General features: G+C 48.7%; 19 protein-coding genes. 15 read left to right on the top strand and 4 right to left on the bottom strand.

Annotated elements, in window-relative coordinates; genetic code table 11:
• Positions 1-28 precede the first annotated feature (28 nt).
• The 9 genes from MHB49_RS09445 (at position 29) to MHB49_RS09485 (ending at position 12,481) form a co-directional block, all read left to right on the top strand.
• Positions 29-2,956, top strand: coding sequence for an extracellular solute-binding protein (locus MHB49_RS09445; protein ID WP_405155942.1), 2,928 nt, complete (start codon positions 29-31; stop codon positions 2,954-2,956).
• Between the two features lie 75 nt (positions 2,957-3,031).
• A complete protein-coding gene (locus MHB49_RS09450; protein ID WP_247903083.1) occupies positions 3,032-3,943 on the top strand; it encodes a carbohydrate ABC transporter permease in 912 nt (303 codons plus the stop codon).
• A 2-nt stretch (positions 3,944-3,945) separates the two neighbouring features.
• Positions 3,946-4,809: a carbohydrate ABC transporter permease gene (locus MHB49_RS09455; protein WP_405155943.1), complete on the top strand. Its 864-nt coding sequence runs from the start codon at positions 3,946-3,948 to the stop codon at positions 4,807-4,809.
• 11 nt (positions 4,810-4,820) lie between these two features.
• Positions 4,821-6,287: a gluconolactonase gene (locus tag MHB49_RS09460; RefSeq protein WP_405155944.1), complete on the top strand. Its 1,467-nt coding sequence runs from the start codon at positions 4,821-4,823 to the stop codon at positions 6,285-6,287.
• Entirely contained in the window at positions 6,268-6,888 is a 621-nt protein-coding gene (locus MHB49_RS09465) for a YIP1 family protein (protein ID WP_405155945.1), read from the top strand. The genes MHB49_RS09460 and MHB49_RS09465 overlap by 20 nt, the downstream gene beginning before the upstream one ends.
• A 14-nt stretch (positions 6,889-6,902) precedes the next feature.
• Entirely contained in the window at positions 6,903-9,488 is a 2,586-nt protein-coding gene (locus MHB49_RS09470) for a DUF5696 domain-containing protein (RefSeq protein ID WP_405155946.1), read from the top strand.
• Positions 9,485-10,384 (top strand): carbohydrate ABC transporter permease, encoded by a 900-nt coding sequence (locus tag MHB49_RS09475; protein WP_405155947.1) that lies wholly within the window; start codon positions 9,485-9,487, stop codon positions 10,382-10,384. Before MHB49_RS09470 ends, MHB49_RS09475 begins: the two co-directional genes overlap by 4 nt.
• 32 nt (positions 10,385-10,416) lie before the next feature.
• Entirely contained in the window at positions 10,417-11,427 is a 1,011-nt protein-coding gene (locus MHB49_RS09480; RefSeq protein WP_163755022.1) for a carbohydrate ABC transporter permease, read from the top strand.
• A gap of 91 nt (positions 11,428-11,518) precedes the next feature.
• Positions 11,519-12,481, top strand: a complete 963-nt coding sequence (locus tag MHB49_RS09485) for a glycosyl hydrolase (protein ID WP_405155948.1) — start codon at positions 11,519-11,521, stop codon at positions 12,479-12,481.
• Between the two features lie 270 nt (positions 12,482-12,751).
• Here MHB49_RS09485 and MHB49_RS09490 read toward each other — a convergent pair whose 3' ends face one another.
• A complete protein-coding gene (locus tag MHB49_RS09490; protein ID WP_405155949.1) occupies positions 12,752-13,069 on the bottom strand; it encodes a hypothetical protein in 318 nt (105 codons plus the stop codon).
• Positions 13,070-13,310: 241 nt separating this feature from the next.
• Here MHB49_RS09490 and MHB49_RS09495 point away from each other — a divergent pair, with 241 nt between their 5' ends.
• The 3 genes from MHB49_RS09495 (at position 13,311) to MHB49_RS09505 (ending at position 15,569) form a co-directional block, all read left to right on the top strand.
• Positions 13,311-13,829 carry a GrpB family protein gene (locus MHB49_RS09495; protein WP_405155950.1) on the top strand — a complete coding sequence of 173 codons (519 nt, stop codon included), beginning with the start codon at positions 13,311-13,313 and terminating at the stop codon, positions 13,827-13,829.
• A 56-nt stretch (positions 13,830-13,885) separates the two neighbouring features.
• Positions 13,886-14,455 carry a hypothetical protein gene (locus MHB49_RS09500; RefSeq protein WP_405155951.1) on the top strand — a complete coding sequence of 190 codons (570 nt, stop codon included), beginning with the start codon at positions 13,886-13,888 and terminating at the stop codon, positions 14,453-14,455.
• Between the two features lie 70 nt (positions 14,456-14,525).
• A complete protein-coding gene (locus tag MHB49_RS09505) occupies positions 14,526-15,569 on the top strand; it encodes a formylglycine-generating enzyme family protein (protein ID WP_405155952.1) in 1,044 nt (347 codons plus the stop codon).
• A 37-nt stretch (positions 15,570-15,606) separates the two neighbouring features.
• On the opposite strand, the gene MHB49_RS09510 is transcribed toward MHB49_RS09505, so the two are convergent.
• The 3 genes from MHB49_RS09510 to MHB49_RS09520 all read right to left on the bottom strand — a co-directional run bounded on the left by MHB49_RS09510 (position 15,607) and on the right by MHB49_RS09520 (position 18,179).
• Positions 15,607-16,713, bottom strand: coding sequence for an MFS transporter (locus MHB49_RS09510; protein ID WP_405155953.1), 1,107 nt, complete (start codon positions 16,711-16,713; stop codon positions 15,607-15,609).
• A gap of 88 nt (positions 16,714-16,801) precedes the next feature.
• Positions 16,802-17,332 carry a TetR/AcrR family transcriptional regulator gene (locus tag MHB49_RS09515; RefSeq protein ID WP_405155954.1) on the bottom strand — a complete coding sequence of 177 codons (531 nt, stop codon included), beginning with the start codon at positions 17,330-17,332 and terminating at the stop codon, positions 16,802-16,804.
• 76 nt (positions 17,333-17,408) lie between these two features.
• Positions 17,409-18,179 carry a DeoR/GlpR family DNA-binding transcription regulator gene (locus tag MHB49_RS09520; RefSeq protein ID WP_405155955.1) on the bottom strand — a complete coding sequence of 257 codons (771 nt, stop codon included), beginning with the start codon at positions 18,177-18,179 and terminating at the stop codon, positions 17,409-17,411.
• A gap of 272 nt (positions 18,180-18,451) precedes the next feature.
• On the opposite strand from MHB49_RS09520, the gene MHB49_RS09525 reads away from it, so the two are divergent.
• The 3 genes from MHB49_RS09525 (at position 18,452) to MHB49_RS09535 (ending at position 21,290) form a co-directional block, all read left to right on the top strand.
• Positions 18,452-19,405 carry a metallophosphoesterase family protein gene (locus MHB49_RS09525; protein ID WP_405155956.1) on the top strand — a complete coding sequence of 318 codons (954 nt, stop codon included), beginning with the start codon at positions 18,452-18,454 and terminating at the stop codon, positions 19,403-19,405.
• Between the two features lie 67 nt (positions 19,406-19,472).
• The gene (locus tag MHB49_RS09530; protein ID WP_405155957.1) at positions 19,473-20,330 is read left to right on the top strand and encodes an EamA family transporter; all 858 of its coding nucleotides are present in this window, start codon (positions 19,473-19,475) and stop codon (positions 20,328-20,330) included.
• Between the two features lie 78 nt (positions 20,331-20,408).
• Positions 20,409-21,290 carry a glycoside hydrolase family 43 protein gene (locus tag MHB49_RS09535; RefSeq protein WP_405157095.1) on the top strand — a complete coding sequence of 294 codons (882 nt, stop codon included), beginning with the start codon at positions 20,409-20,411 and terminating at the stop codon, positions 21,288-21,290.
• Positions 21,291-21,505: the final 215 nt, after the last annotated feature.

Genomic DNA, 21,505 nt, shown 5'->3' on the forward strand with positions numbered 1-21,505 from the left:
ATCAGCCTTGATGAGGAGGGCTCGTAGAATGGCTGGAATTCTACAACGAAAGAAATGGATCCTGCCTGTAGTCATTGCAGCAGCGGCAGCTTGTGTCATATTTTTGCTTACTTCCGGTGCAGGCGTAAAGAATGAAGTTGTGTCTTCTGGCAGTCTGCCTGTCATTGAGGTGGATACCATCTTGCAGCAGACGAGACAGAAGAAAGGATATGAACAATATCTGTCCCAAGCAGGCGAGGCCTCACAACCGAATGTGGACATGACCATTGAAGCAGGAGACTACATACGGGCAGAAGGTGAAGAGGCGCGCAAGCTGAATGATTATGAGGGCAAGCCAGGTGTATCGCTTCATACCGGGGAGACGGGGGAGATCGACTGGGTTGTTGACGTGCCGGAAACCGGGCTGTACAACCTCTCTGCTGTCTATTTTCCCGTAAAAGGCAAGAGTTCGGCAATTGAGCGTGCATTGTACATTGACGGTGAACTTCCGTTTGCGGAAGCCGCCTATTTGCAGTTCGACCGGGTGTGGGGCAATGAGAAACAAGCTGTTGAACAGGATAATCAGGGCAATGATCTTCGTCCAAAACAAGTGGAGAAGCCTCGCTGGATGGAGGAAACATTTCAGGACTCGGACGGGTATGAACAGGCTCCATTCAAGTTCTATTTTGAAAAGGGAGAGCACACGTTAACGCTAAAATCTTCCCGCGAACCCATGATAATTCGATCCATACGGCTATTCAATGAGAAGCCAGCCATTCCTTATGCGGAAACCGCGGGGGCCAAGCAGACGGATTCTTCCAGCCAGCCTAAGGATGTGCTCATCCGAATTGAAGGGGAAGCGGCTGTTGCCAAATCCTCACCTACGTTATATCCAACCAGTGAAAGATCAAGTTCAGCCGTATCGCCTTACAGCGCTTCCCAAGTGCGTATTAATACGATTGGTGGTTTTAACTGGCGTCTGCCAGGACAGTGGATCGAATGGGAAGTGGACGTGCCGGAGAGTGGACTTTATCATATCGGTTTTACCGCTCAGCAAAATTTTGTCAAAGGCATCTATTCCACGCGCAAGCTGACCATCGATGGCAAAATTCCGTTTGCGGAGATGACGAAGGCGCCGTTCCGTTACCAAAGTGACTATCGCATTGATGTGCTGGGCGGTGAGGAAGCTTACAAGTTTCAGTTGGATAAAGGCAAACATGTCATTCGGCTGGAGAACAGCTTGGGCGACTTCGCACCGCTTATTCGAAATGTAGAGGACAGCCTGTACAACCTGAACTCCATGTACCGGAGAATATTGATGATTACAGGCACCAAGCCGGATGAATTCCGGGATTATCGGGTGGAGAAGCAAATTCCGAATCTGCTGGAGGTGTTTAGCGGAGAAAGTAAACGTCTGAAGGAAGTGGCAGGGCAGCTTCGTCTTCTGTCAGGCCAGTCCAGCGATCAGGAAGCGTTGATCAAAACGATGGCTCAACAATTGGATGAGATGATCGATAAACCGGATACCATTCCAAGAAGACTTGCCGCTTACAAAACGAATACAGGCGGACTGGGGACTTGGGTGCAGCAGGCGCGCGAGCAACCGCTTGAAATTGATGCACTCTATGTAGCTTCATTAGACAGTACCATTCCCGGCACGGGTATGGGTCCGCTGGCGAAGCTCGGTCATGAAGCGAAGACATTCTATCATTCGTTCTTCATTGATTATAACCAGATCGGGAACGTAGCCACATCAGAGGATCAGCGCACGGTGACGGTCTGGATCGGCAGTGGTCGTGATCAGGCGAATACGATGAAAGCGATGATTGATGAGACATTCACACCGGAGAGCGGCATCAACGTCAATCTGAAGCTGGTCAACATGGGTACGCTGCTGCCAGCCACTTTATCGGGTGAAGGACCGGATGTCGCGATGCAGATCGGCAATGATCTGCCTGTGAACTTTGCGATGCGGAATTCGGCTGTGGATCTCACCCAGTTCAGTGACTATACCACGGTGGAACAGGAGTTTAGAGACAGTGCCATCGTACCGTACGCTTATGATTCAGGTGTGTACGCCTTGCCGGAGACACAGACCTTTAATATGCTGTTTTACCGAAAAGACGTGCTTGCAGAGCTTGGGCTTGAAGTTCCTCAAACGTGGGATGATGTCGAGAGCCTGCTGGCGATTTTGAGTAAAAATCATATGGAATTTGGCATGCCGGTGGTGGCCCAGGCCAACATGCAGGGTGTGAACATCCCGCCTAACTCGCAGTATGCCACGATGCTGCTGCAGAACGGCGGCTCCTTCTATCGGAATGACGGCAAGGAATCGGATCTGGATTCGCGCATCGGTATTGAGACCTTTAAGAAGTGGACAGAGTTTTATACCGATTACAAGTTGGAGCGGGAGTACGACTTTGCCAACCGTTTCCGGACCGGACAGATGCCGATTGGTCTGACGGACTACACGATGTATAACCAGTTGTCCGTATTTGCACCGGAAATCCGTGGATTATGGGGATTTGTTCCGGTTCCGGGGACGGTGCAGCCGGATGGAACATTGAATCGGGACGTTCCGGGTGGCGGCAGCGCGGTCATGATGCTGGAGAGCGCCAAGGATCAGGAGGCCGCGTGGGAGTTCATGAAATGGTGGACCAGTACACCGGTTCAGGCCGAGTTTGGCCGCGAGATGGAGGGACTGATGGGCGCGGCTGCGCGTTATCCGACAGCCAACATCAAGGCGCTGGATTCACTTCCGTGGCCTGCTGAAGATTATGCGAACCTGAAGGCACAATTCGAGACGGTGAAAGGCATCCCCGAAGTGCCTGGCGGTTATTTTACCGGACGTCATCTGTTCAATGCATTTTACAAAACGGTTGTGGGCCAAGTGGAAGCAAGGGAGTCCATCATGGATTATACCCAGTATATTCAGGACGAGATTCGGATCAAGCGTAATGAATTTGGTCTTCCGTAAGCAGAGGGAGGGTTAACAGTGTCACAAATATCACTCCGAGACGGACAAAACAGTCCTCCTGAGAAAACACCAGGTATGGGTATGAAATCATGGTGGTCATGGAAGCTCAAGGAAATGAAGGCCAGCAAACATTCCTATGTACTGCTCGCCCCTTACATGATCCTGTTCACCATGTTCACCGTAATTCCGGTGGTCATCTCCATCATACTCAGCTTCACCTATTTCAACATGCTGGAGTTTCCGCGTTTTATTGGCTGGCAGAACTATACCCGCCTGTTTCTTGAGGATGACGTATTTCTGATTGCCATCAAAAATACGCTGCTGTTTGCCATCATTACCGGACCCATCAGTTATATTGCCTGTTTTGTGTTTGCGTGGATCATTAATGAATTAACGCCAAAATGGAGAGCGTTCATGACGCTGATTTTCTATGCGCCATCCATTTCGGGGAATGTCTATTTTATCTGGCTGATGATTTTCTCGGGGGATCGCTACGGAATAGCCAATGGACTGCTGATCAAATGGGGGGTTCTGCTGGAACCGATCCAGTGGTTAAAAAGCGAAGCCTACATTATGCCGATCCTCATCCTGGTGCAATTGTGGCTCAGTCTTGGCACAGGCTTTCTGGCGTTCATCGCCGGTTTGCAGACCGTAGACCGGACGTTATATGAGGCAGGTGCGGTGGACGGGATCAAAAATCGCTGGCAGGAGCTCTGGTATATTACCCTGCCCTCAATGCGTCCGCAGCTGATGTTTGGTGCGGTCATTCAACTTACGACCTCATTCGCGGTGGCAGATGTGTCCATTGCGCTGGCCGGGTTCCCGAGTGTGAACTATGCGGCAGAGACAGTGGTGACCCATTTGATCGATTTTGGTACAACGCGGTTTGAGATGGGGTATGCCTCCGCGATTGCAACCGTGCTGTTCATGATTATGGTGGGCACCAACCTGCTGGTACAGAAACTGCTTCGAAGGGTGGGAGAATAGCTATGGCTGCAATTGCGACAGGCAAAAAGCGGGTGAACCGCTCCTTATCAGGAAGCATCTCCCTGTTTGTCCTTCTGCTCGTATTTGGTGCTTTCATGGTGCTGCCGCTGATCTATGCAATCAACAATGCGTTCAAACCGCTGGATGAGATTTTTACTTTTCCACCAACACTATTTGTCAAAAATCCAACGTTCAGCAATTTCACAGATTTGCTGAATTTGCTGAGTGACTCGTGGGTTCCGTTCTCACGATATATATTCAACACGGTATTTATTACGGGCATCGGCATCGTCGGCCATGTGCTGCTCGCTTCGGCAGCGGCGTACCCGCTCGCCAAGCACAAATTTCCGGGCAAAGTGTTCATGTTTCAGGTCGTTGTGCTTTCCCTGATGTTCACGCCTGCCGTGACGGCCATTCCCAACTATATGATCATGTCATGGCTGGGATGGATTGACACGTATTGGGCCGTCATTATTCCGGCATTCGCGTATTCATTAGGTCTGTATCTGATGAAACAGTTCATGGAGCAGATCCCGGATGCGTTGCTGGAAGCAGCCAAAATTGACGGTGCCACTGAATACCGGATCTTCTGGTCCATTGTCATGCCAAATGTAAAGCCTGCCTGGCTCACATTGATCATTCTGCTGTTCCAGATGCTGTGGGGCAGTGATGGCAACGGATACATCTACAGCGAACAGCTCAAGACCTTGCACTATGCAGCAGGCCAGATCATTCAGGGCGGGATATCCCGGGCCGGGGCAGGCGCTGCGGTAGCGCTTATCTTGATGAGTGTGCCTATTACGCTGTTTATTTTCTCACAGAGCCGCATCATTGAGACGATGGCGAGCTCGGGCATGAAGGAATAAGGGGGAACGATATGGCACGCACAGTGAAAAGATGGATTGTTCTTCTGGCGGCAGTATCGCTGCTGCTGGTGAATGCCGTGCCTGCGGCGGCCTCCCCGGCGCCGTATGAGAGTTATAACTACAACTACTGGAAGGAGGCCGTTTCTGCACCGGACGCCTATCTGCCCAAGCGGACCATCTCGGGAAGCGACCTGGGCATTGGAGAATTCAAAGACCCCGGTGATGTAAATGTCTCTCCCTCCGGGCAAATTTATATTTTGGACAGTGGCAACAGCCGAATTGTTGTCCTTAACGGGGAGTATAAGCTGCTGCGGGTGATTGAAGGATTTATGATGGACGGCAGCAAGGAGAGTTTTAATACTCCGAGTGGATTATTTGTGGATGAAGAGGACCGAGTATACATCGCTGATACGGGGAACAGCCGCGTAGTTGTCCTGGATGCGGAAGGTCAGCTGGTCCATACCATTACGAAGCCAGAGTCTGATATCCTTGCGACCAATTTTCAGTTCCAACCGCTGAAATTGACTGTGGACCGTGTAGGCCGGGTGTATGTGGTGACCCAGGGTGTTTACGAAGGAATTATGCAATTTGACGAGCACGGTCAATTCATTGGATACGTCGGTACCAACAAGGTGGAACGGGACTACGGTGAATACATTTGGAGACTATTCTCAACCAAAGCCCAGCGGGCGCAGATGGTTTTGTTTGTACCGACCGAGTTTTCCAATGTGGATATCGACGCGAAAGGGTTTGTTTATGCGACCAATATCGATCCGGGTTCCAGCGAACCGATTAAACGACTGAACCCATCCGGCGAGGATGTGCTGAAAAGATTTGGTTATTTTGAAGTCAAAGGAGATATCCGATTCCGCAATAACCCGGGTCCATCCAAATTGATTGATGTGAAGGTACTGGGCAACGGTATGTACAGTGTGCTGGATGCAACGCAGAACCGGGTGTTTACTTACGATGATGAAGGTCATCTGCTCTACGTATATGGAGGCAAAGGAAATCAGGTGGGAACGCTCAAAACACCAGTCGCCATGGAACAATCCGGGAATCATCAACTGGTACTGGATCGGGGGAAAAGCAATCTGGTTATCTATGAGCCAACACGGTTTGGAACCAGCGTGAATGAGGCGGTTGCCCTTCATTATCAGGGTGAAGATACGGAGGCTGTTCATATCTGGAAAGAAGTGCTGAAGCTGAATGCCAACTATGATATCGCCTATATCGGTATTGGCAAGTCCTTGCTGATGGAGAAGAAAAACGAGGAAGCGCTAGGTTACTTCGAACTGGGGATGGATCGCAAAAGTTATTCTGTTGCGTTCAAAAGATATCGGCGAGAGATGATGAAGGAACATTTCGGCACCTTTCTGACGCTTGCCATCGCATTGATTTGTATGCTGATCCTGGTCCGAGTGGCGGCTAAATGGAGACGGAGGAGGCAGAATGACCATGAAGCAGGATTACATTAAGTTTCCGCTGCATCTCATTTTTCACCCCATTGATGCATTCTGGGATATCAAGTCGGATCAGCGGGGCAGGCTGACCGTTGCTTTTGGAGCACTGGCGCTTACCATTATCATGATGATTTTGCAGAAACAATACGCGGGGTTTCTTGTGAATTACATTGATCCTCGCACAATCAACAGCATAGGGGAGATCGCAACGGTTGCAGTGCCGTTCTTTCTTTGGTGCATAGCGAACTGGGCGGTAACCACTCTGATGGAGGGTGAAGGAAAGTTCAGGGAAATTTTTCTGGCAACAGGATACTCGCTTATCCCGATTATTCTGATCTATATCCCCATGATTATCATCAGCCGGTTTATGGTACAGGAAGAGACGGCTTTTTATTATTTGTTTAATAGCATCGCGTTCTTCTGGTTCCTGCTGCTGCTCTTCATTGGCACGATGACGGTACACCAGTACACCGTGATCAAAACGATCCTGACGATGCTGCTGACAGTAATAGTCATGGGCATCATCGTGTTCCTCGGGGCATTGGTATTCAGTATGCTGCAGCAGTTATATGAATTCGGTTACAACATCTATCGCGAGTTGATTTTTCGGACCTAAAGGAGGCGGCATCCGTGAACAAAAGGCAAGGAATATATACGGTGCTGGCCAGCGGTGCTGCTGTGATCCTGATCGCGGCTGGACTGCTGTATATCAATAACAGGGGAGTACCTGCCGTGGAAGCAGCGGCTTATCTTGAAGCAACAACAGAGGCCATGCCAACCGAGGCGGAGTCATTGCAATTCCTCACCGATTCTTCAGAGGGTGTGCCGGGTATGCGACTGGTCGCCGAAGACCAGGGACTGGCGCTCTATTATAACGAGGAAACGACGGAAATTGCCATTCGTGATGGAGCGAGTGGACAGATATGGTACAGCAATCCGAACGAACGTAATCAGGATGGCCTGGCTTCCGGTTATGAAAAGGAAGTTCTGTCCTCCCAGCTGAACGTGTCATTTCGGGATGCGATCGGTACGCTGGAGAACTTTCCAAACTTCAGCTCCAGTATCAGCAACAAACAGTTCGAAGCTGCCAATGTGGATCAGGGTATTCGTGTTACATACACACTTGGCGATACCTCGCTTGGTATTGATGCCCTGCCGAAACTGATCAGCAAACAACGTCTGGAGGAGAAGGTTCTTTCCAAACTGGATGCCACAGTCGCAAGATATACCTCTGCCCGCTACTATCCATCCAAGAATAATCCGGATGTGCTGGAACGGCTGGATGGACAGATTTCAAAGCAGCTTGTGCTGAACAAGATGCTGGATGCCTTTGAGACGGCGGGTTATACCGCAGACGATCTTGCTTTTGACAATGCGGAGAATGGAGTCGAAGGCGGGGGCACATCGGATAAACCAAGCTTCGTCATTCCGGTGGAATATCGGCTGGATCAAGGTTCGCTGGTGGTCACGGTGCCACTAAGTCAGGTGAAAGAGAGCGGTCAGTACCGTATTCGCAATATCGATCTGCTTGCTTACTTTGGTGCCGCGGATACGAAAGGTGAAGGTTATATGTTTGTACCTGATGGTTCGGGCAGTCTGATCCATCTGAATAACGGAAAGATCAAGGAGGAGCAGTACGTACAGCGTGTGTACGGTGCAGATCCGAATGACAATTCACTCAGTCGCCCGCAGGTTAGTGAATCTGTCCATATGCCTGTCTTTGGTTTGAAGAACGGTGAACATGCCTGGTTTGCCGTGATTGAAAAAGGAGATGGTATGGCCAGTATCTCTGCGGATATTGGAGGCAGGCAAAATAGCTACAACCACGTCTACGGAACGTTCTCCCTGCGGGGTGAGGATGAGCTGGAGATGTATACCTCACAAAAGATGCAGGAGATTCAGCTGTTAAGCGAGGAACCATTCCGCGGAGATATTCAGGTGCGATACCATTTTCTCAACGGCAAGGATGCCAGCTATTCCGGGATGGCCCGTTTGTATCAGCAGCAATTGGTGGGGCAGAACGTACTGAAACCGCTGGAAGACGAGTCGGTCTTACCTTTTTACGTGGATGTGTTAGGTGCAGTGGACAAAAAAGCTTCATTCCTGGGTGTACCTTATCGGACCACATTAGCTATGACGACATATGAACAAGCGGCTGAGATGGCCTCCAAGTTACAGCAGGAAGGTGTGAACCGCGTGCAGATGCGGTATCAGGGATGGTTTGGCGGGGGGTTCAGTCACCATACACCTACCCAGGTCAAGCTGGACAGTGAAGTGGGCAGTCGTTCCGAGCTGCATGATCTGTCTGAACAACTGAAGCAGTCCGGTGGAGCGTTATTCCCTGATGTGGCGTTCCAGCGTGTTTACCACGACGATTGGAACTCTGCTCCCTCCTCCGATGCAGCGCGTTTTGTCACCAAGGAGACAGCTGAACTGTATCCATACAGTCCTGCCCTCAACCGGATGGATCAGAGCAAAGACAGTTATTATCTGTTATCGGCCGCCAAGCTGCCGTATGTGGTGAACGAGTTTGCCGGGAAAATCAATAAACTGGAACTCAGCGCATTATCGCTGCGTGATCTCGGGCAGGTATTGAGCTCGGATTATCGCGATAGTCGTGTCATCCACAGGGAGACTGCGAAGAACATTGTGAAGGAGCAGCTGGGTAGACTGCAGCAGGAGTATCCAAACATGATGTTATCATCCGCTAACGCCTATGCATGGGGATATGCGCAGCATATTGTTGATGCTCCCTCAGGCTCCAGCCGATTTAACATTACCGATGAGGAAGTTCCTTTTTATGAAATGGTCATTCATGGATATATGGATTATGCTGCTCCCGCAATGAATATGTCAGGGGATCAGGATCTGCGCAAACAGCTGCTCCGCAGTCTGGAGCTGGGCTCAGCACCGCAATTTCAATGGACGTATGAACCGTCGTCTAAGCTGAAGCTGACCAATTATGATTCGGCTTATGCCACGGATTTTGCATATTGGGTAAATGACGCAGCTGCATTATACAAGGAAGCAAATGAGGTATTAGGTCATTTGAGGAACCAATCAATAACCGAGCATGAACGAGTTCAGGATGGTGTTGTACGAGTCACTTATAGTGGCGGTGCATCGATCTTGATCAATTACACGGATGATCCGGTAACAATTGATGAAATTACCGTTGGCGGGGCGGACTATGCCGTGGAAGGAGTGAACCGATGAGAGCCCTTCGATTATCGCTGAAATCCAGGAGAGCGCTGCTTGGACTTGCATTTATTTCGCCATGGCTGATTGGTTTCATCTTCCTGTTCGCCACGCCGCTGCTGCAATCGATCCGGTTCAGTTTGAGCAATTTGTCGGTTGCCCCAGGTGGATATGTACTGGATTTTGTCGGGCTCAAAAATTTCAAGGATGCCATCCTGGTCGATGCTACATTCAACCGGATCTTGGTGGATTCGGTCGGAGCGATGCTGCTGAATGTGCCGATGATTCTGTTCTTCAGTTTATTTACGGCGACACTGCTTAACCAGAAATTCAAGGGTAGAACGATGGCGCGTGCAATCTTCTTTCTGCCAGTGATACTAGCCTCCAGTGCGGTGGCAGCGGCTGAGTCCGCTGGGTTGATCAATCTGATGGGGGACGCCAGTGCGGTTGAATCGTCTACCGAAGGGGGAGCTTCATTCAACGTCATTTCAATTGTGCGAATGCTGAATGATGTGGGGCTGCCGATGGCCTATGTCGATTATATCGTGGAAGCGATTATGCGCATTTACGATATTGTCAGCAGCTCTGGCGTACAGATTCTGATCTTCCTTGCGGCGCTTCAATCGGTACCCGGTTCCATGTACGAAGTGGCCAAAATTGAAGGCGCAACGGCCTATGAATCATTCTGGAAAATTACGTTTCCGATGGTGAGTCCATTGATCCTGACAAATGTCATCTATACCATCATTGATTCCTTCGCAGGCAGCCCGGTGACCGAGGCCATCTATCAGACCGCGTTCAAAACCCAAAACTTCGGTCTGAGCTCGGCCATGTCCTGGCTCTACACGCTGGTCATCGGTCTGGTATTGGTTGTTGTCGGATGGGTGCTGTCACGGCGGGTTCATTACAACTGAAAGCTAACGAACGTTGAAGGAGGCATGAGACTATGGCTGTGTCGGGAACGGATCGCATGGTGGTGGTTCCGAAAGAGAACTATCGCATGCAGAGGGTACGAAACAAGACATCGGACCTCCTGTATTCCATATTCAGATATGCACTGGTGATCGGTATTTCTTTTATTATTTTGTATCCGTTATTTCTTAAAATCTCGGTTGCGTTCAAGGATAAACAGGATATCTATAATCCGACGATCTATATGATTCCCCAGCATTTTACGCTGGATAATATCAAGCTTGCGGCGCAGGTGATGGATTATTTGCCATTGCTGGCGAATACGTTGTTGTTCGTCACCATTACAACGCTGCTTACAGCGATATCCTGTGCGTTAGCCGGGTACGGCTTCGCCCGCTTTTCTTTTCCTGGCAGCAATGTGCTGTTTGTGTTGGTCATCCTCACCATTCTCGTTCCGACAAGCACCCTGATGGTGCCGATGTATCTGCATTTCCGCAACTTTGATATCCTGGGAATGGTTCATCTGTTCACGGGGCGAGAAGGGATCAACCTGCTGAATACATATTGGCCGTCCATGATTACCGCGGCTACGGCTGGTGGGCTGAAGGCTGGGCTGTTCATTTATATTTTCCGCCAGTTCTTCAAGGGCATGCCCAAGGAGATCGAAGAAGCTGCGCTGATTGATGGAGCAGGCGGATTTCGGACATTTGCCCGCATCATGCTGCCGAACGCCATTTCGCCGCTGATCACAGTCATTCTGTTCTCGTTTGTCTGGCAGTACAACGATACGTTCTATTCCGCGCTATTCATGAGTGAAAGCCCGCTTATCTCGCTGAAGGTAGCTTCATTGCCTGCCCAGGCGAACCAGTTAATTCCCCAATTGATGGGTTTTGGCTCGAACTCGGGCATGAAGGCAGACCCCAATTATGTTGCCATGATCGTGGATACAGGAATTTTGCTGGCGATTGCACCGCTCATTATTTTGTATTTGTTTGTACAGCGCTATTTCGTGGAGAGTATTGAACGTTCAGGTGTGGTTGGTTAACCGGGCTTGGAGTAGTCGTATAGGATGCGTAATTTGGGTGTTTTTGATATTTGGGTCGCTATGTACCCTGCCTTGGAATGGAGGATTATCAATGACGGAGCAAAAGATAAGCAGTAATTTAGTGAATAAAGATGCGACTTCCGAGGCTAGAGAACTGATGAAGTACTTGGCAGAGCGTTATGGAAAAGGGGTGCTGTCGGGTCAGCAGGATTACGGTAATCTGAACTGGATTAATGAGAATACAGGCCGCAAGCCGGCGGTGATCGGATTCGATCTCATGGAATATTCTCCATCAAGAGCACAGCGCGGCGCGACATCCCAGGAAATTCGGGATGCGATTACATGGCACCAGCAGGGTGGAATTGTGGCATTGTGCTGGCACTGGAATGCACCTACGCATTTGATAGATGAACCAGGCAAGGAATGGTGGCGCGGTTTCTATACCGATGCCACCACTTACGATCTTGCTTCTGCGTTGGCACATCCCGAATCGGTGGAGTATACCTTATTGATCCAGGATATTGATGCAATTGCAGTACATCTGCAAGAACTAAAGGACTCTGGGGTGCCTGTGTTATTCCGGCCGCTTCATGAAGCGGAAGGAGGCTGGTTCTGGTGGGGAGCCAAAGGAGCTGAACCTGCCAAACAGTTATATCGCCTGCTATATGAACGATTGGTCCATACGTATAAGTTGGGTAATCTGATCTGGGTGTGGAACTCTGAAAAGCCGGAGTGGTATCCGGGTGACGATGTCGTGGACATTGTGAGTGTGGATGTGTACCCAGCAGCAGGGGATCACAGCCCACTAGCTAAACGTTATGAGAATCTGCGTGAACTGGTGAAAGACAGCAAAATCATTGCCCTAGCCGAGAACGGCTCCATTCCTGATCCGAAGCAAATGAAGGAGCAAGGTGTACATTGGAGCTGGTTCTGTACCTGGACGGGAGAATTCCTAAAGGGTGGCAATCATAATACCGTGGCGTATTTGAGAGAAGTATACAATAGCGAAGATGTGATTACGCTGGATCAATTACCGAAGTGGAGTTGGCTTTAGGAGGGTTATTATCTGAACTCCTACTAACGTGAAAAAAAGGGGTGTCCCATGAAGTCATGAACATGACGGTGGACGCCCCTTGTTTGCGTTAATTTTGCCTAACGAACCTGACACACGTTATTCGCTCTCATTTGCACCGTTTTGAGATGTAACGAATCCCAGAGACGTTATTTCATGGATTGCTTCGCATTTTAGGCTCTTACGCCGTGCTTGAACCGAAATAACGTCACTGAAGTTCGTTAAAATTGGCATGCCTTGAAAATCGGACGTTTAAGGTGCGCTAGATTCGTTAGCATGTTGCAAGTTTGACGCATTCCGCTCACCTGCATTATTGGATAGTATGGCACTGATTTTTGGAAATAAAGCCTCATTGGAAGTAAACAGGATGTAGGATTGATGGGTTGTGCGGATTAGAATTGTTTCGGAAGCGCCATACGCTGCGCCGATTCGAACAGCTGATGGTTCGCTGCCACCATATGTATCATCAAGGGTAACTGCTCTAATATCTGAGATGGGAATTTCTATTTTGGAAAACTGCCAGCGAATCACAAGGTGATGTTCTATCTGTTCTACTTTGATACCTAACATACACACGCCCCCTCTTTTTTGTAAGCCTGTTGAAGATAAATGCTCTTTGTTATTAGTTTACCATTTATTGGACAGATAGTACTAAATCATTCTGAAGAAGCAAAACAACGATCAGAAGATGGTGCTGCAATTGAAGTACTAACTTTTTCCATATGGAATGATTGCTACAGTTATTTCCATACATGTTGGCATGATGTACACTATGACTATTAAATGTAAGAGACAGAGAGGCGTAATGGGAATGAAAGAAGTTGTGGTTGTATCTAAGTATGACCCGAATTGGGTAGAGGACTATAACGTAGAACGCGAAAAAATCAAGAGGGTTCTAACAAGTATCTGTGTGGATCTGGAACACATTGGCAGTACATCTGTGCCAGGTCTGGGAGCGAAACCATTAATCGATATGATGGTGGGGGTACGTGCTTTGGACGATGTACAACCAGTACATATTGAAGCATTGGCAGAACTAGGATATGAATATGTGCCCAAGCCGGAGTTTAAGGAGCGCCTGTTTTTTCGTAAAGGACAATGGAGAGCGGGTACTCATCATCTTCATGTATATATGTATAAGAGCAAGGAATGGAATGATAATTTGCTGTTTCGCAATGCTCTCAGGAGAGACCCTGAAGTTATGCTAGCGTATTATGCATTGAAAAAGAAACTGGAACAGCAGTTCAGACATGACCGTGTTGGATACACTGCTGCCAAGGCTCCGTTTATTGAATCCATCATTCAGAAGGCCAGATTGCAGGAGGAATAAACTCTGTATTCGTGAAAGAGAGTATCTTATATCGTTGAAAAAGAGGCGGGACCCGAATGATAAACCTGAACGCGTTTCATTATTTTGAAAAAAGTGTTGGACCATTCCGCAACCTCTCCAGTCTGTCCGAACAGGATGCAGAGGCGGTTTCGCAGTCTATTCAGCGGGAAGGCCGGAATTTTGCCAGTCAGCGATCTGCAGATTACATGATGATTCGAAGAGAACTTGAGCAAAAAGCGTATGAGCAGTTTATCTCCAAAGGTGGGAAACCGATCAACCATTATCCTCACTATATGACCCTGGGTGCATGCACTTGGTTGGAATCATGGTATACCGAACCGGATTGGGTCACGATCTCTTGGGGGGATCTGTCTGCTAATTCTGTAAGTTTTACCTACGGAGATTTGTTTCCAACGATGCGTTATACGGATGATAAACCTTACCGTAAGCAGGTCTACACCAAAGATGAAATTCTGGACGTTATTCAATCCTATGGATGGCCTCAGGAATGGAATCAACTGGGCAATCTCGGCCCGGAGCGTTATATCGAAGTACAGGTGTGGAACGAGAGAATGATCAGGCCCGAAGATCATTTTTTATTGGCCTGTAGAAGCCCCTTTTTTTAGGTGTTCATCCGAATATTCACCCTGCCGTGTACAATAGGAGAACGGGTCTTAATTCTATCTATAGAAGGGGATGCTTGAGATGCATGATCGGCTGCCAATGAAACCTTCTTCCTGCTGCTGCGCTGCAAGTCGGGGCGGCAAGCTGGAGGAAAAGAGTCTGCCAGAGGAAAAGGCTGCGTTGGTAGAGGCTGCCAAGGACAAGCCATACAGTCATACCAGCTCTACAGCTGATTTCAAGATAGCTCTAACCGATAGAGCAGAGAAGAAAGAAAGCATTCGTATTGAAGGTGGACATTTTCTGATGGGCACAAATGACCCCGAAGCTTTTGAAGCTGACGGGGAAGGCCCTGTGAGGGAAGTTCAGGTGAACTCTTTTTATCTGGATGCTTGTACGGTAACCAATGCGGAATTTGTACAGTTTGTACGTGAGACCGGGTATCGGACTGAGGCGGAGCGGTTTGGCTGGTCTTTTGTTTTTCATCTGTTCGTTTCTCCGCAAACGGCGGCTCAAGTTCGAACCGTTGTACAACAGACACCCTGGTGGTGGGTTGTTGAAGGTGCAGACTGGGCTCATCCCGAAGGACCCGATTCTAATGTAAACGATCGCGCTGAGCATCCGGTTATTCATATCTCATGGAATGATGCCAATGCCTATTGCCGCTGGGCGGGTAAACGTCTGCCCACAGAAGCGGAATGGGAATACGCAGCACGGGGTGGCCTGATCCAGAAGAAATATCCTTGGGGTGATACATTAAGGCCGAATGGCCAACACTATTGCAACATCTGGCAGGGTGTATTTCCAACGAAAAATAACGCAGCCGATGGTTATGCAGGTACCTCTCCATCCCAATCGTTCCCTCCCAATGCATACGGACTGTACAATATGTCAGGCAATGTGTGGGAGTGGTGCGCAGACAATTACGTAACGGATCATGAGAAGTTTACAGTTGCTGACACGGAACGATCTTCCAATGAAGAACGCAAGGTGTTAAAAGGCGGTTCCTACCTATGCCATCGATCCTACTGCAACCGTTATAGAGTGGCAGCGAGAATACCCAACACGCCTGATACATCTACTGGGCATATTGGTTTCAGATGCGCAGCGGATGTATAGTCTGTTGGTTTGCTTGGTTAGTAGAATAAGGCTCTGGTTATTTCACTCGAATAAGTAATCCGAGCAGACCCATTACGGAAAAGGCCAGAAAAGCTGTGGTATTGGAGAACATTTCAATGGTGTAACCCGCTAGCGATGAACCCAGAAATTGCCCTGCACCGAGCGCAAGAAAAGCAAGGCTGATCCCAATGGACGTATTTGGACGAAATAGCCTGGTCGCCCATACGATGAATACACTGGTCAGGAAAATATAGGTACTGCCAAACATAATGGCTGAGACCAGGCTTGCGGCCATCGAAGGAAGAAGGATAACGCCAAGTGAAACTGACAAGAGCAGAAGGCCTATTCGATAGGACCATCCAATTCCAATGCGTTCAATAATACGGCCAGCACACCCGCCGAGAATCCCCATAATCCCCATCACAATCCAGAACAGTACGGCTTCCGAATCGGAGGCCCCTTTTTCGTCCGTAAGGAAGTTTCGGGCAAAGGTCCAATAGATCGCAGAACTGATGCCTGTCAGAAGGGATGCCATAAGCAGAGCCATACCCGGTCTGGTCGGCTTCATGCAGGCCCAGAGGGACTTGGTACATGGCTCTGTTTTGCGCGTGGAGAGAACACGTCTATTCCACAGCACCACCACTACTCCGAGAACAGCGAAGAAGATGTAGGTCAAACGCCAATACTCGGTGAACAGCCAGTAGACCGGACCGGATATGATGATGCCAAAGCTGGTCCCTGTGTTAATCCAGCTGTTCCCCCTGGCTTGCTGATCAGGAGCAAGCTCAGCATAAACGGTGTTACCCAATGCAGGAGAGGCCAAGCCTGTACTTAATCCGGCAAGAAATACGCCTATTGTGAGAACAAACGCGTTTGGAGATAGGGCAATACCCAATAAACCGAGCACAGCACTAATACCCGCCATTTGAATGACATGATAGTGCCCAATGCGATTAATTAACAGTGGAGCACTAAGTAGAGACAGGCAGTACGCAATGTAGGTTGCGGAATTAATTGCTCCGGATTGAGCATCGTCCAGTTGGAGTGCTTCCGAGATTTCCGGCATAAACAGCCCATAGCTGAATCTCCCGAATGCATAACATACAGCGATAAGGGCAATCCCTGGAAAAATAATTTTTTTCATCAAATCCACCGCCTTTTAGATAGAACGATCATTATATTTTCTTTGAAATAAAAAAGTGAGTTGAACTACTAACTCACCCGGTGTGGGACTACTTGAAACTATTTTTCGTCATGTGAATGAGTTCCCGGCATACGCTATTTACATTTTCTGACTCAGCGAGTGCGGTGGAACCCTCCAGCAGCAGGTTAAATTGCAACACTGCACGGTCACTTGCGGCAGGATCAAGATTTTTGATCAAGGTCATCACATATTTTTTATGCGCGTTTACCGTTTGCACAATAACGTTGTCTGGATCTCCGCCAAATTCCTCCTTGGCACGCAAAAACAAACATCCTCTCGACTCATGCTCCATCAACCAGCGTGCATGTCCTTCCGCCAAACTGTGAAATACGGGCTGCGCTTTGTTGTCGGCATACTGCCGCAGCTGTTCCAGATAGCGCTGTTCGCGCCGCCGAAGTACTTCTACAATGAGATCATCCTTGGAGTCAAAATGATTGTATAACGTCATGATGGCAATCCCAGCATCTGTGATGATTCGCTTCAATCCGATGGAATGGAATCCATGGAGGTAGAACAATTCCTCAGCCACGTTCAACAGCATTTCTTTTTTGCTGCTCATAAGGAACGACACTCCCCTTCAGGAATAATATAGAACGATCATTATACTTCTAAAATATAGAAAATGGCTCACATTGTCAAATGCTGTGAACCATTTCGATTTCCATTTGGCGAAGAGCATCTGTCCATTCCGCGGGAAATCCGGCATCTGTGATCACCATGGAAATGTGATTTATAGGGGCAATCTGGGCGAAAGTGGATCGTCCAAATTTGGTATGATCAGCGACCAAAATGGCCTCCTCTGCACGCTCCATCATTTTGCGGGAGATGAGTGCCTCTTCCAGCACATAATCTGTGATCCCATCCGTTAACGAAACGCCGCCTGCGGAGATGAACGCCTTGTTGACTTTGAATTGACTCAGCAGTTCATGTGCAATGGGTCCGGTAGAGGCTTGTACAACCGGGGTGACTTCTCCTCCGGCGAAAATGATTTTGCCTGCAAACTCCTCCAGTGCACAGGTAAGTATGGGAACGGAGTTGGTAATAACGGTTACCTGAGACCGATGTCGCAGCTGTCGCATAATTTCCAGCGTTGTTGTGCCATTGTCCAGAATGACGGTCTCTCCATCTTCAATTAGAGAGGCGGCTGCCACGCCAATGGCCTGCTTTTCTTTCAGTTGAAGCTGCGCACGTTTTTGAAAAGGGGCTTCGGTCATGCCTGAGCGAACACGTACAGCGCCTCCGTATACTTTGCGTAATTCTCCTTCTTTTTCAAGCCGATCCAAATCTCTCCGAATGGTTTCCGTGGATACCTGAAACAAATCCGCCAGAACCTGTACCTGAACCTTGCCCTTCGTAGCAAGCTGGATAAGAATGGTGTGTCTGCGTTCTTCATACGTTAAAGACATCGGTGTTGCCTCCTGAAGTTTGATCAAGGGTATGGATATTGTGGATTTGTGAGATAGTGTGGATTGTTGTTGTTTTAATAGTGTAAGTTGGAGAGAAGACCTTGTCAATTTTGAAATGGTAAATGTTATAAATAGGGTTTAGGATTCTGTTCTTAATATGTATTGACAGTAATATGATGTGACGATAAGATCATATAAAACAACGAAAAACCACAACAAACAACATTGCATATTTTGGTCCATAGTACATGGATCGTTAGGGAGGAAAAAGGGTGAAACGTCAGCTTGCTTTTCAAGAAAATGGAACATTCAAAATTGTGCAGTTTACAGATCTACACTGGAAGGATGGGCGACCTGAAGATCTTCGGACCCGGCAATTAATGAAAACGGTCATTGAAGCGGAACAACCCGATCTGGTTGTATTTACAGGCGATGTCATCTACACAGGACCGGTTGATCCTGGCAATAAGGAATGTGAACACCCGGAGCAGGCATTCCGTGATGCCGTGTCGGTGGTGGAAGAGCGTGGTATTCCGTGGGCTTTTGTGTATGGCAACCATGATACAGAGAATCGGATTACCCCCGATGGATTAATGGATGTGATTCAGGAACATATGCATACTGTGACGGAGCCTGGTCCACGTGAGATTGCTGGATTAGGCAATTACACATTGGAGATTGCCGGACCGGATGGCCGTCCGGCAGCAGTGTTGTATTTACTCGATTCAGGGAGCTACTCCCAGGTCGAGTCCATTCCAGGTTATGGCTGGATTCAGCCCAATCAGATCCAGTGGCTGATGTCTGAATCCACACGCGTCAATCCCGGCCGCAGCCGCGGGGATAAGCTTCCAGCCTTGGCGTTTTTCCATATCCCGATTCCTGAATATCAGTCCATGTGGGACACACAGATCTGTTACGGCAGCAAGTACGAACCTGTCTGTTCTGCCCAAGTGAACTCGGGTCTGTTCTCTGCACTGCAGGAGATGGGCGATGTGATGGGGACCTTTTGTGGACATGATCATGTGAATGATTTTCAGGGGACTTATCACGGTATTCGTCTCTGCTACGGACGTTCGAGTGGGCACAGTACATATGGAAGGGAAGGCATGCTGCGCGGAGGAAGGGTGATTCAATTGCGGGCGGGACAAAGAAGTTTTGATACCTGGCTCCGTCTGGAGGACGGATCTGTTGTAAGGGAACAGCCAGAACATCAGCCTGAGACCTGAGAAGACTTCCACTTCGGCACATTCGAGAATATAGACGAGCAAGGCATTAGAGAGGAACGTTTTGATTATGATTTTACCTATAGTTCTGGTGCTCGCTTCCGGGATGGCTCACGCTGTCTGGAGTATGTTCACCAAACGCAGTTTAAACAAAAGCGTGTTTTTATGGTCCATCATGATGATTCCGACCGTAATACTGCTGCCTGTGCTCATCGTGGAGTTGGTACGGGAACCATTATCCATGTCAGCCTATGCGCTGCTTGTGTTATCGATGGCACTGCAAGCCTTGTATTCCTGGCTGCTGTCGCAGACGTATGAGATGGGCGATTTGTCGCAGATTTATCCGATTATGCGGGGAACAAGCACCTTGTTGGTGCCGTTGATTGGTGTTGCTTTTCTGGGGGAAACGTTATCCATGTTCGGCTGGGTCGGCATTGCCTGCATGATTGTAGGATTTACGGTGCTGAGTGGTGTGGGAAGCAGAGTTGGCAAATCTGGCTCAAGGGTAACCGGATCTAAGCCGGTTCTGATGGCCTTATGTGTCGGGTTATGTACAACCAGTTATGTGTTCGTGGACAAATTAAATCTAGAGCATATTTCACCCCTGTCGTTACTGGAAGTGACGAATATTGGCTTTGTTGCCGGCTTGACTCCGGCGCTGCTCGCTTCCCGCCAACTGCGTCAGGAATGGAAGAAGAATCGATCGACCATTATGCTGGGGGCGCTGCTGAATCCGGGATCGTACTTGTTATTTCTATTTGCATTACAGCAGGCGCCGATGGCGAGATTGGGCCCGCTTCGGGAAGTAGGGACGGTATTTGCGGCCTTCCTCGGTATTTTGTTACTGAAAGAACAGCAGGGGAAGAAGCGTATTCTCTGTTCCATCGTTATTTTTGGCGGCATATTGTTGATTGGTATGTGGGGTTAATGGAATTCCAGTATTTGGAGAAATGGTGTATACTCATGGTTAATGAACCGCTTTCATGAGGAGGATGAACCATTGAACGTGCACCGTTTGGAAGATATTCATTTTCGTGATCCCTACATACTGGCCATACCATCCCGCAAGAAATATTATTTGTACGGCTCTATCGGGCAAAATGTGTGGAATGGGCCAGCCATCGGTTTTGATGTCTATGAGAGTGAAGATCTAATTCATTGGAGCAGTCCTTCCCCGTGCTTCCGTGCACCTGCGGACTTCTGGTCCGATCACCACTATTGGGCCCCGGAAGTGTATGAATGGGAAGGTCGCTTTTATATGTTTGCCAGCTTCAAGGCAGAAGGCATTCCGCGAGTAACAGGTGTATTGGTTGCTGATCAGCCCGAAGGGCCTTTTAAACTGTGGTGTCGCTCCCTGACTCCTCCCGATTGGGAGTGCCTGGACGGTACATTGTACGTGGACGATCAGGGTGATCCATGGATGATCTTTTGCAAGGAATGGGTGCAGGTGGAGGATGGTGAGATGTACGCAGTACGTCTGAAACCGGATCTGAAAGGAACGATAGGCAAGCCGGATCTGTTATTCAAAGCTTCCGAAGCGCCATGGTCTGTCGGAGGTGGAGAACAGCGAAACCATTATGTCACAGATGGTCCGTTTTTATATCGGATGCAAAATGATGAACTCGTCATGATGTGGTCCACATCCGGTCAAGACGGTTATACACTGGGGTTGGCCCGCTCGGTGTCCGGCAAACCGCAAGGTCCATGGAAGCAGGATGACAAGCCATTGTTCGCCAATAATGGAGGACATGGGATGGTGTTTCGAACATTTGAAGGACAACTGTGTCTCACCATTCATGCTCCGAACAATCATCCGCATGAACGACCCGTTATTTTTCGCATGCAGGAAAAGCAGGGGCAACTTACGCTTATGGATAATCCAATGTAAAATACAGATCTCGTATTCGGGACACAAACAGGAACTGGCCTAATCGCTTATTCGATCTCCTCATTCAATCCCCTCTGGGTAATAATCTTAAGGAACATCTGTTCAGATGAGCTTAGGACGAATGCCTGAGGGGATTTGTTTATTTTATTGGAGGTACTCAAACGTGATATATTGGAAACAAGCAGCGTGTCGGTAATGTAAAAGCGGGCAATGAT

The organism is Paenibacillus sp. FSL K6-0108 (assembly GCF_045040695.1).
In the GTDB taxonomy this organism is placed as follows: Bacteria; Bacillota; Bacilli; order Paenibacillales; family Paenibacillaceae; genus Paenibacillus; species Paenibacillus pabuli_B.

Bases quoted from the DNA above. Each gene is read 5' to 3' on its own strand.
- MHB49_RS09465 (WP_405155945.1), top strand. From the start codon at position 6,268: ATGAAGCAGGATTACATTAAGTTTCCGCTGCATCTCATTTTTCACCCC.
- MHB49_RS09450 (WP_247903083.1), top strand. From the start codon at position 3,032: ATGGGTATGAAATCATGGTGGTCATGGAAGCTCAAGGAAATGAAGGCC.
- MHB49_RS09485 (WP_405155948.1), top strand. From the start codon at position 11,519: ATGACGGAGCAAAAGATAAGCAGTAATTTAGTGAATAAAGATGCGACT.
- MHB49_RS09505 (WP_405155952.1), top strand. From the start codon at position 14,526: ATGCTTGAGATGCATGATCGGCTGCCAATGAAACCTTCTTCCTGCTGC.
- MHB49_RS09500 (WP_405155951.1), top strand. From the start codon at position 13,886: ATGATAAACCTGAACGCGTTTCATTATTTTGAAAAAAGTGTTGGACCA.
- MHB49_RS09460 (WP_405155944.1), top strand. From the start codon at position 4,821: ATGGCACGCACAGTGAAAAGATGGATTGTTCTTCTGGCGGCAGTATCG.
- MHB49_RS09480 (WP_163755022.1), top strand. From the start codon at position 10,417: ATGGCTGTGTCGGGAACGGATCGCATGGTGGTGGTTCCGAAAGAGAAC.
- MHB49_RS09495 (WP_405155950.1), top strand. From the start codon at position 13,311: ATGAAAGAAGTTGTGGTTGTATCTAAGTATGACCCGAATTGGGTAGAG.
- MHB49_RS09490 (WP_405155949.1), bottom strand. From the start codon at position 13,069: ATGTTAGGTATCAAAGTAGAACAGATAGAACATCACCTTGTGATTCGC.
- MHB49_RS09515 (WP_405155954.1), bottom strand. From the start codon at position 17,332: ATGAGCAGCAAAAAAGAAATGCTGTTGAACGTGGCTGAGGAATTGTTC.
- MHB49_RS09530 (WP_405155957.1), top strand. From the start codon at position 19,473: ATGATTTTACCTATAGTTCTGGTGCTCGCTTCCGGGATGGCTCACGCT.
- MHB49_RS09475 (WP_405155947.1), top strand. From the start codon at position 9,485: ATGAGAGCCCTTCGATTATCGCTGAAATCCAGGAGAGCGCTGCTTGGA.
- MHB49_RS09510 (WP_405155953.1), bottom strand. From the start codon at position 16,713: ATGAAAAAAATTATTTTTCCAGGGATTGCCCTTATCGCTGTATGTTAT.
- MHB49_RS09445 (WP_405155942.1), top strand. From the start codon at position 29: ATGGCTGGAATTCTACAACGAAAGAAATGGATCCTGCCTGTAGTCATT.
- MHB49_RS09455 (WP_405155943.1), top strand. From the start codon at position 3,946: ATGGCTGCAATTGCGACAGGCAAAAAGCGGGTGAACCGCTCCTTATCA.
- MHB49_RS09520 (WP_405155955.1), bottom strand. From the start codon at position 18,179: ATGTCTTTAACGTATGAAGAACGCAGACACACCATTCTTATCCAGCTT.